Source organism: Pseudomonas sp. PI1 (assembly GCF_000812405.1).
Taxonomy (GTDB): domain Bacteria; phylum Pseudomonadota; class Gammaproteobacteria; order Pseudomonadales; family Pseudomonadaceae; genus Pseudomonas; species Pseudomonas citronellolis.
On record NZ_JWMC01000010.1, the window covers coordinates 67,720 to 78,675 of the forward strand.

A 10,956-nucleotide genomic window follows, 5' to 3' on the forward strand; every position below is an offset into this window, starting at 1 on the left:
TGCCGTGCCCAATCTGATTCTGGTAGGCCCGATGGGTGCTGGAAAGAGCACCATCGGGCGTCTTCTTGCCAAAGAGCTGCACCTCGACTTCAAGGACTCCGACAAGGAGATCGAACAGCGCTGCGGAGCCAACATCCCCTGGATCTTCGACGTCGAGGGGGAGGCCGGCTTTCGTGAGCGGGAAAGCGCCATGCTCGCCGAGCTCTGCGACGGCGACGGCGTGGTGATCGCCACAGGCGGCGGCGCCGTGCTGCGCGAGGCCAACCGCGCCGCGCTCAAGGCCGGCGGCAAGGTGGTCTACCTGCACGCCTCGGTCGACCAGCAGATCGCCCGCACCGCCCGCGACAGGAACCGGCCGCTGCTGCAGAAGCCCAACCCGGGGCAGATCCTGCGCGACCTCATGGCCCTGCGCGATCCGCTGTACCGGGAGATCGCCGACGTGGTGGTGGAAACCGACGAGCGGCCACCGCGCCTGGTGGTGCTGGAGATACTCGATCGCCTGCGCAGGCTGGAGCGCCATTAAAGGGCGCGCGGTTCTGCGTTATCCTAGTGCCCTTTCCTGTCTGGGGGCTTCATGCGCACACTCACTGTCGATCTCGGCGACCGCAGCTACCCGATCCACATCGGCGAAGGGCTGCTGGACGATCCGCGCCATTTCGCGCCCCACATCCGTGGGCGGCAGGTCGCCATCGTCACCAACGAGACCATCGCACCGCTGTACCTGGCGCGCCTGCAGAAGACGCTGGCCGACTACGCGCAGATCGCCGTGGTCCTGCCCGATGGCGAGGCGTACAAGCAGTGGGAAACCCTGCAGTTGATCTTCGATGCCCTGCTGCAGGCGCGGCATGACCGCAAGACCACCCTGATCGCCCTCGGCGGCGGCGTGGTCGGCGACATGACCGGCTTCGCCGCGGCCTGCTACCAGCGCGGCGTCGACTTCATCCAGGTGCCGACTACCCTGTTGTCCCAGGTGGATTCCTCGGTGGGCGGCAAGACCGGGATCAACCACCCGCTGGGCAAGAACATGATCGGCGCCTTCTACCAGCCGCAGGCGGTGGTGATCGATGCCGCCTCGCTGCGCACGCTGCCGGCGCGCGAACTGTCCGCCGGCCTGGCGGAAGTGATCAAGTACGGCCTGATCTGCGACGAACCTTTCCTCGCCTGGCTGGAAGACAACGTCGACGCGCTGCTGGCGCTCGACTCCGCTGCCCTGGCCGAAGCCATCGAGCGTTCCTGCGCGGCCAAGGCCCGCGTGGTGGGCGCCGACGAGCGGGAGTCCGGGGTGCGCGCCACCCTGAACCTGGGCCACACCTTCGGCCACGCCATCGAGACCCACATGGGCTATGGCGTCTGGCTGCACGGCGAAGCCGTGGGTGCGGGAACCGTGATGGCACTGCAGATGTCGCATCTGTTGGGCTGGCTGACCGCCGCCGAGCGCGATCGTGGCGTGCGCCTGCTGCAGCGGGCGAAACTGCCGGTGGTGCCGCCGAAGGAAATGAGCGCCGGGGATTTCCTCGAGCACATGGCGGTGGACAAGAAAGTGCTCGACGGCCGTCTGCGCCTCGTATTGCTGAAAGGGCTGGGGGATGCGGTGGTCACTGCAGACTTCCCTCGTGAGATTCTGGAAGAAACCCTGCGTACTGATTACCAGGCCCTGGTCGATCAGTTAGGAGAACATTGAGGTCCCATGTCCAGCTTGCATGCCGATGAGGCCTTCCTGGCCCACTACCAGTTCAGCCACGACCCCTTCGCTCCGCGGGTTCCTGGCTTCAAGTTCTTCCCGGCACAGCGCAAGCCGGTGCTGGGCCAACTGCACCACCTGGCGCGCTACAGCCACCTGCTGCTGGCGGTGACCGGCCCCCTGGGCAGCGGCAAGACGCTGCTGCGCCAGGCCCTGGTGGCCAGCACCAACAAGGATGCGGTGTCCAGCGTGGTGATCTCCGGCCGCTCGGCGGCCGACGAAGCCACCCTGATGCGCCAGCTGGCCCAGGGCCTGGGCATCACCCAGGTGAGCATCGAGGCCATCCTGGCCAAGGTCGCCCAGCTGGCGATCACCGGGCAGGACGTCTACCTGCTGGTGGACGATGCCGAGCAACTGCGTGACGGCGCCCTGGAAGTGCTGCTGTTGCTGGCCGCCGGCAACAGCGAGGCGCGCCTGCACGTGTTCCTGTTCGGCGAGCCCGAGCTGCTGTCGCGGCTGGAGGCGCTGTCCGAGGGCGAGGAGCGCTTCCACGCCATCGAGCTGCAGCCCTACAGCGAGGAAGAAACCCGCGAATACCTGGCGCAGCGCCTGGAAGGCGCAGGGCAGGGCGCCGAGCTGATTTCCGACGACCTGCTGGCCGACATCCACGAGCAGTCCGGCGGCTGGCCGGGTTCGATCAACCAGGTGGCCCGCGACGCCCTGATCGAGGCGATGCTGGCCGACCGTGGCGGCGCCCGCAAGGCCGCCCCCGGCGCCAGCCTGCGCCTGCCGAAGAAACATCTGCTGATCCTCGGCGTGGTCGCCATCGGCGTGGTCGCCGCCTGGTTCATGCAGGGCCGCACCAGCAAGCCGGATAGCGCCGCCACCCAGGCTTTCGCGCAGTTGCCGATGGGTTCCGCCGCGCAGCCGGGCGCCGCCCAGGCGCCGGCCTCGGGCTCCGGTCCCTCGGTGGAGTTCGCCGGTTCCAACCAGCCGGTGCCGCTGCCGCTGGTGGGCGAGGCCCAGCCGGTCATCCGCGAGCCCATGGCCCAGGCCGGTGGCCAGGAAGACGCCGACGAAGGCGCCATGCCCGCGCCTGGCGTGCCGCCGACCGTGACCACCTCCGCACCGCCGCTCGCGCCGCTGGCCGGCAAGAGCGCGCCGCAACCGCTGAACCCGGTGCCGCCGGCGCCGAGCGTGGCGAGCGCTCCGGCGCAGCCGGTGGTTTCCGCGCCTGCCCCGGCCCCGGTCAGCAAACCGGTGGCCAAGGCCGAGCCGGTGAAACCGGTCGCCAAGCCCGCGGCCAAGCCGGCAGAACCCAAGGCCGTGGCCAAGGCTGCGCCGAGCAAGCCTGCGGCCCCGGCCAAGGCCAGCGCCGCCGCCGGTGGTGCCGGTAGCCAGTGGTATCGCTCGCAGCCCGCGGGGAATTATGCTGTGCAGGTGCTGGGCACTGGCTCCGAGGCCAGCGCCAAGGCCTACATCAGCAAGCAGGGCGGCGGCGAGTACCGCTACTTCCGCAAGACCCTGCAGGGCAAGCCCTTCTACGTGGTGACCTACGGCAGCTTCCCCAGCCGCGCCGCCGCCGTGGCCGCGGTGAAGAGCCTGTCGGCCAAGGCCCAGGGCGGCAAACCCTGGCCGCGCACCTTCGCCAGCATCCAGCAGGAAATCGCCAGCGCCCGCTGACGCGCTGTCGCAAAAATGAAAACCCGCCAGTCACAAGCACGACTGGCGGGTTTTTTCTTTCAGGAATGCGACATCCAGTTTCAGCCTCTCGCCAAAAATTTGTGAGGCGCCTTGTACCTATGTACAATGGCCTCCCTTTGCCTGTCGGAAACTTGCCGCTTGAGCGAGAAGACAGGCGAAGTCGCTGAATTAAAAAAGTTTTGCCGGTGAGAGTTCCCTATGAAAGCAGGTCTGTACCATCCTGAGACGTTCAAGGATAACTGCGGATTCGGCCTGATCGCCCATATGCAGGGCGAGCCAAGCCACGAACTTCTGCAAACCGCCATCGAAGCACTGACCTGCATGACCCACCGAGGTGGGATCAACGCGGACGGGAAGACCGGGGACGGCTGCGGGTTGCTGATCCAGAAGCCCGACGAGTTCCTGCGGGCGGTGGCCAAGGCCGAATTCGCGACCGATCTGCCCGCCCAGTACGCGGTGGGCATGGTCTTCTTCAACCAGGACCCGGTGAAGGCCGAGGCCGCTCGCGCGAACATGAATCGCGAGATCGAGGCCGAAGGCCTGCAACTGGTCGGCTGGCGCAAGGTGCCGATCGACACCAGCGTGCTCGGCCGCCTGGCCCTGGAGCGCCTGCCGCAGATCGAGCAGGTGTTCGTCGGCGGCGAAGGCCTGTCCGACCAGGACTTCGCCGTGAAGCTGTTCTGCGCCCGTCGGCGCTCCTCGGTGGCCAACGCCGCCGACGCCGACCATTACGTCTGCAGCTTCTCGCACAAGACCATCATCTATAAGGGCCTGATGATGCCGGCGGACCTCGCCGCCTTCTATCCGGACCTTTCCGACGAGCGCCTGAAGACCGCCATCTGCGTCTTCCATCAGCGCTTCTCCACCAACACCCTGCCGAAGTGGCCGCTGGCCCAGCCGTTCCGCCTGCTGGCGCACAACGGCGAGATCAACACCATCACCGGCAACCGCAACTGGGCCCAGGCCCGGCGCAGCAAGTTCGTCAACGAGTTCATGCCGAACCTCGACGAGCTCGGTCCGCTGGTCAACCGCGTGGGTTCGGACTCCTCCAGCATGGACAACATGCTCGAGCTGATGGTCACCGGCGGCATGGACATGTTCCGCGGCCTGCGCATGATCATCCCGCCGGCCTGGCAGAACGTCGAGACCATGGACGCCGACCTGCGCGCGTTCTATGAATTCAACTCGCTGCACATGGAGCCGTGGGATGGCCCCGCCGGCGTTGTGCTGACCGACGGCCGCTACGCCGTCTGCCTGCTCGACCGCAACGGCCTGCGCCCGGCGCGCTGGGTCACCACCAGGAACGGCTACATCACCCTGGCCTCGGAAATCGGCGTGTGGGACTACAAGGCCGAGGACGTGCTGGCCAAGGGCCGCGTCGGCCCGGGGCAGATCCTCGCGGTGGACACCGAGACCGGCCAACTGCTGCAGACCGAGGACATCGACAACCGTCTGAAGTCGCGCCACCCGTACAAGCAGTGGCTGCGCCAGCGCGCGCTGCGCATCCAGGCGACCCTGGAAGACGACCAGGGCGTGGCCAGCTACGACAGCGACCAGCTCAAGCAGTACATGAAGATGTTCCAGGTCACCTTCGAGGAGCGTGACCAGGTGCTGCGCCCGCTGGCCGAACAGGGCCAGGAAGCGGTCGGCTCGATGGGCGACGACACCCCGATGGCGGTGCTGTCCAAGCGCATCCGCTCGCCCTACGACTACTTCCGCCAGGTCTTCGCCCAGGTCACCAACCCGCCGATCGACCCGCTGCGCGAGGCGATCGTGATGTCCCTGGAGACCTGCCTGGGCGTCGAGCAGAACATCTTCGAAGAGTCGCCGCACCACGCCAACCAGGCGATCCTGACCACCCCGGTGATCTCCCCGGCGAAGTGGCGCAGCCTGATGAACCTGGAGCGCCCGGGCTTCGACCGCCACCACATCGACCTGAACTACGACGAGTCCGTCGGCCTCGAAGCGGCCGTGCGCAACATCGCCGACCAGGCCGAGGAAGCCGTGCGCGCCGGCAAGGTGCTGCTGGTGCTCTCCGACCGCCACATCGCCCCCGGCAAGCTGCCGGTGCACGCGGCCCTGGCCGTGGGCGCCGTGCACCACCGCCTGGTGCAGACCGGCCTGCGCTGCGACTCCAACATCCTGGTGGAAACCGCCACCGCCCGCGACCCGCACCACTTCGCGGTGCTGGTGGGCTTCGGCGCCTCGGCGGTCTACCCGTTCCTCGCCTACGAGGTGCTGGCCGACCTGATCCGCACCGGCGAAGTGTTGGGCGACCTCTACGAGGTATTCAAGTACTACCGCAAGGGCATCTCCAAGGGCCTGATGAAGATCCTGTCGAAGATGGGCATCTCCACCATCGCCTCCTACCGCGGCGCCCAGCTGTTCGAAGCCATCGGCCTGTCCGACGAGGTCACCGGCCTGTGCTTCCCGGGCGTGCCCAGCCGCATCCAGGGCGCGCGCTTCCTCGACATCGAGAACGAGCAGAAGCTGCTGGCCTTTGATGCCTGGAACAACCGCAAGCCGATCCAGCAGGGCGGCCTGCTGAAGTTCGTCTACGGCGGCGAGTACCACGCCTACAACCCGGACGTGGTCAACACCCTGCAGGCCGCCGTGCAGCAGGGCGACTACGAGAAGTTCAAGGAATACACCGCGCTGGTGGACAAGCGCCCTGTGTCGATGCTCCGCGACCTGCTGCAGGTGAAGACCGCCGCGCAGCCGCTGAGCCTCGACGAAATCGAGCCGCTGGAGTCGATCTTCAAGCGCTTCGACGCCGCCGGCATCTCCCTCGGCGCGCTGTCGCCGGAGGCCCACGAGGCCCTGGCCGAAGCCATGAACCGCCTCGGCGGGCGCTCCAACTCCGGCGAGGGCGGCGAGGACCCGGCGCGCTACGGCACGCTGAAGAGCTCGAAGATCAAGCAGGTGGCCACCGGCCGCTTCGGCGTGACCCCGGAATACCTGGTCAACGCCGAGGTCCTGCAGATCAAGGTGGCCCAGGGCGCCAAGCCCGGCGAGGGCGGCCAGCTGCCCGGCGGCAAGGTCAACGGCCTGATCGCCCGCCTGCGCTACGCGGTGCCCGGCGTGACGCTGATCTCGCCGCCGCCGCACCACGACATCTATTCCATCGAGGACCTGGCGCAGCTGATCTTCGACCTCAAGCAGGTCAACCCGCAGGCGCTGGTGTCGGTGAAACTGGTCTCCGAGCCGGGCGTGGGCACCATCGCCGCCGGTGTGGCCAAGGCCTATGCCGACCTGATCACCATCTCCGGCTACGACGGCGGTACTGGCGCATCGCCGATCACCTCCATCAAGTACGCCGGCAGCCCGTGGGAACTGGGCCTGGCCGAGGCGCACCAGACCCTGCGCGGCAACGACCTGCGCGGCAAGGTCCGCGTGCAGACCGACGGCGGCCTGAAGACCGGTCTGGACGTGATCAAGGCGGCCATCCTCGGCGCCGAGAGCTTCGGCTTCGGCACCGCGCCGATGATCGCCCTGGGCTGCAAGTACCTGCGCATCTGCCACCTGAACAACTGCGCCACCGGCGTGGCCACCCAGAACGACAAGCTGCGCAAGGACCACTTCATCGGCACGGTCGAGATGGTGACGAACTTCTTCACCTTCATCGCCAGCGAGACCCGCGAATGGCTGGCCAAGCTGGGCGTGCGCAGCCTCGCCGAGCTGATCGGCCGTACCGACCTGCTGGAAATCCTGCCCGGCGAAACCGCCAAGCAGGGCAACCTCGACCTCACCCCGCTGCTGGGCAGCGACCTGATCCCGGCCGAGAAGCCGCAGTTCTGTGAAGTCGAGAAGAACCCGCCGTTCGACCAGGGCCTGCTGGCCGAGAAGATGGTCGAGCTGGCCCGCGGCGCCATCGAAGGCGCCAAGGGCGGCGAGTACGAGCTGGACATCTGCAACTGCGACCGTTCCATCGGCGCGCGCGTGTCCGGCGAGATCGCCCGGGTGCACGGCAACCAGGGCATGGCCAAGGCGCCGATCACCTTCCGCTTCAAGGGTACCGCGGGGCAGAGCTTCGGCGTGTGGAACGCCGGCGGCCTGCACCTGTACCTGGAAGGCGACGCCAACGACTACGTGGGCAAGGGCATGACCGGCGGCAAGCTGGTGGTGACCCCGCCCAAGGGCAGCCCGTTCAAGACCCAGGAGTCGGCCATCGTCGGCAACACCTGCCTGTACGGCGCCACCGGCGGCAAGCTGTTCGCCGCCGGCACCGCGGGCGAGCGTTTCGGCGTGCGCAACTCCGGCGCCCACGCGGTGGTCGAGGGCACTGGCGACCATTGCTGCGAGTACATGACCGGCGGCTTCGTCTGCGTACTGGGCAAGACCGGCTACAACTTCGGCTCCGGCATGACCGGGGGCTTCGCCTACGTCCTGGACATGGACAACACCTTCGTCGACCGCGTGAACCATGAGCTGGTGGAAATCCAGCGGATCAGCGGCGAGGCGATGGAGGCCCAGCGCAGCCACCTGCGCAAGGTCCTGGTGGAATATGTCGAGGAAACGGCGAGCGAGTGGGGGGCGAACCTGCTGGAGAACCTCGACGACTACCTGCGTCGGTTCTGGCTGGTGAAACCGAAGGCCGCGAGCCTCGGTTCCCTGCTGACCAGCACCCGTGCCAACCCGCAATAAGCGCCTGAAGTCTGAAGAGGTCTTGAAATGTCTGAACGTCTCAACAATGACTTCCAGTTCATCGAAGTCGGGCGCAAGGATCCGAAGAAGAAACTGCTGCGCCAGCGCAAGCGCGAGTTCGTGGAAATCTACGACCTGTTCAAGCCGCAGCAGGCGGCTGACCAGGCCCATCGCTGCCTGGGCTGCGGCAACCCGTACTGCGAGTGGAAGTGCCCGGTCCACAACTTCATCCCCAACTGGCTGAAGCTGGTTTCCGAAGGCAACATCCTGGCCGCCGCCGAGCTGTCGCACCAGACCAACACCCTGCCGGAAGTCTGCGGCCGGGTGTGCCCGCAGGACCGCCTCTGCGAGGGTGCCTGCACCCTCAACGACGGTTTCGGCGCGGTGACCATCGGCTCGGTGGAGAAATACATCACCGACACCGCCTTCGCCATGGGCTGGCGCCCGGACATGTCCAAGGTCAAGCCCACCGGCAAGCGCGTCGCGGTGATCGGCGCCGGCCCGGCCGGCCTGGGCTGCGCCGACGTGCTGGTGCGCAACGGCGTGACCCCGGTGGTGTTCGACCGCAACCCGGAAATCGGTGGCCTGCTGACCTTCGGCATCCCCGAGTTCAAGCTGGAGAAGCACGTGCTGTCGCGTCGCCGCGAAGTCTTCACCGGCATGGGCATCGAGTTCCGCCTGAACACCGAGATCGGCAAGGACGTGAGCATGGAGCAACTGCTCGATGAGTACGATGCCGTGTTCATGGGCATGGGCACCTACACCTACATGAAGGGTGGCTTCCCCGGCGAGGACCTGCCCGGCGTGCACGATGCGCTGGACTTCCTGATCGCCAACGTGAACCGCAACCTCGGCTTCGAGAAGTCCCCCGAGGACTTCGTCGACATGAAGGGCAAGCGCGTGGTGGTCCTGGGCGGCGGCGACACCGCGATGGACTGCAACCGCACCTCCATCCGCCAGGGCGCCAAGAGCGTGACCTGCGCCTACCGCCGCGACGAAGAGAACATGCCCGGTTCGCGCAAAGAGGTGAAGAACGCCAAGGAAGAGGGCGTGAAGTTCCTCTTCAACCGCCAGCCCATCGCCATCGTCGGCGAGGACAGGGTGGAAGGCGTGAAGGTGGTCGAGACCCGTCTCGGCGAACCGGACGCCCGCGGCCGCCGCAGCCCCGAGCCGATCCCGGGTTCCGAGGAGATCATCCCGGCCGAGGCCGTGCTGATCGCCTTCGGCTTCCGCCCGAGCCCGGCGCCCTGGTTCGAGCAGCACCAGGTCGAGATCGACAGCCAGGGCCGCGTCATCGCCCCGGCCGCCGCGCAGTTCAAGCACCAGACCAGCAACCCGAAGATCTTCGCCGGCGGCGACATGGTCCGCGGTTCCGACCTGGTGGTGACGGCGATCTTCGAGGGCCGCACGGCGGCCGAAGGCATCCTCGACTACCTCGGCGTTTGATTGGCTGTCTTGCCGGCTGCGCCGATGTGCTTTTCGTAGGATGGGTTGAGCTTTGCGAAACCCATGCGGCCGTGGTGATGGGTATCGCTTCGCTCAACCCATCCTACGACTGCGAACCCCGCCCTGTAGGAGCGGGCCCTGCCCGCGAATCGCGCGCAGGGCGCGCTCCTACAAAAGATGCATGGCGCTGCGGCAGAATGCCGCGATGGACAAAAGGCACGGCCCCCGCCGTGCCTTTTGCTTTGGGCTTTGCGAAAATGCCCGCACTTTTTTGCCGGATGCCGCCATGACTGCCCTGAAGAACGATCGCTTCCTCCGTGCCCTGCTCAAGCAGCCCGTCGACGTCACCCCCGTGTGGATGATGCGCCAGGCCGGCCGCTACCTCCCGGAATACCGCGCCACCCGCGCCAAGGCTGGGGATTTCATGAGCCTGTGCATGAACCCGCAGCTGGCCTGCGAAGTGACCCTGCAGCCGCTGGACCGCTACCCGCAGCTGGACGCGGCGATCCTCTTCTCCGACATCCTCACCATCCCCGACGCCATGGGCCAGGGCCTGTTCTTTGAGAGCGGCGAGGGCCCGCGCTTCAAGAAGGTGGTCTCCAGCCTGGCCGACATTGAGGCGCTGCCGATCCCCGATCCGGAGAAGGACCTGGGCTACGTCATGGACGCCGTGCGCACCATCCGCCGCGAGCTGAACGGCCGGGTGCCGCTGATCGGCTTCTCCGGCAGCCCCTGGACCCTCGCCACCTACATGGTCGAAGGCGGCTCCAGCAGGGACTTCCGCAAGTCCAAGGCGATGCTCTACGACAACCCGCAGGCCATGCACGCGCTGCTCGACAAGCTGGCGCAGTCGGTCACCAGCTACCTCAACGGGCAGATCCGCGCCGGCGCCCAGGCCGTGCAGATCTTCGACTCCTGGGGCGGCAGCCTGTCGTCGGCGGCCTACCAGGAATTCTCCCTGGCCTACATGAAGAAGATCGTCGACGGCCTGATCCGCGAGCACGACGGCCGCCAGGTGCCGGTGATCCTCTTCACCAAGGGCGGCGGCCTGTGGCTGGAGTCCATGGCCGACACCGGCGCCGAAGCGCTGGGCCTGGACTGGACCTGCGACATCGGCAGCGCCCGCGCCCGCGTCGGCGACAAGGTGGCGCTGCAGGGCAACATGGACCCGTCGGTGCTCTACGCCAACCCGGAAGCCATCCGCCGCGAAGTGGCGCGCATCCTCGGCGCCTACGGCCAGGGCAGCGGCCACGTGTTCAACCTCGGCCACGGCATCACCCCGGAAGTCGACCCGGCCCACGCCGGCGCCTTCTTCGAGGCGGTGCACGAGTTGTCGGCGCAGTATCACTGACGCTTCGCCCTGCGGGCATGGTCGGGAAATTCGGTGCCAACCTGTAGGAGCGGGCCCTGCCCGCGATTCGCGCGCAGGGCGCGCTCCTACAAAACATGCACCCAACGAAAAAGCCCCGCCATTGGCGGGG

Annotated in this window: 6 protein-coding genes; all 6 read left to right on the forward strand. The window is 67.2% G+C overall.

Going from position 1 to position 10,956, the window contains the following annotated elements:
- Nucleotides 1-4: 4 nt before the first annotated feature.
- The 6 genes from aroK (at nt 5) to hemE (ending at nt 10,826) form a co-directional block, all read left to right on the forward strand.
- Nucleotides 5-523: a shikimate kinase AroK gene (gene aroK / locus RN02_RS04080; RefSeq protein ID WP_024128057.1), complete on the forward strand. Its 519-nt coding sequence runs from the start codon at nt 5-7 to the stop codon at nt 521-523.
- 51 nt (nt 524-574) lie between these two features.
- Entirely contained in the window at nt 575-1,681 is a 1,107-nt protein-coding gene (gene aroB / locus RN02_RS04085; protein ID WP_043313186.1) for a 3-dehydroquinate synthase, read from the forward strand.
- 6 nt (nt 1,682-1,687) lie between these two features.
- Complete coding sequence (locus RN02_RS04090) at nt 1,688-3,364, forward strand: AAA family ATPase (RefSeq protein WP_043313188.1); 1,677 nt, start codon at nt 1,688-1,690, stop codon at nt 3,362-3,364.
- Nucleotides 3,365-3,583: 219 nt separating this feature from the next.
- The gene (gene gltB, locus RN02_RS04095; protein WP_043313190.1) at nt 3,584-8,029 is read left to right on the forward strand and encodes a glutamate synthase large subunit; all 4,446 of its coding nucleotides are present in this window, start codon (nt 3,584-3,586) and stop codon (nt 8,027-8,029) included.
- A gap of 27 nt (nt 8,030-8,056) precedes the next feature.
- Nucleotides 8,057-9,475, forward strand: a complete 1,419-nt coding sequence (locus RN02_RS04100) for an FAD-dependent oxidoreductase (RefSeq protein WP_043313191.1) — start codon at nt 8,057-8,059, stop codon at nt 9,473-9,475.
- Nucleotides 9,476-9,761: 286 nt separating this feature from the next.
- Nucleotides 9,762-10,826 carry a uroporphyrinogen decarboxylase gene (gene hemE / locus RN02_RS04105; protein ID WP_043313192.1) on the forward strand — a complete coding sequence of 355 codons (1,065 nt, stop codon included), beginning with the start codon at nt 9,762-9,764 and terminating at the stop codon, nt 10,824-10,826.
- Nucleotides 10,827-10,956 lie beyond the last annotated feature (130 nt).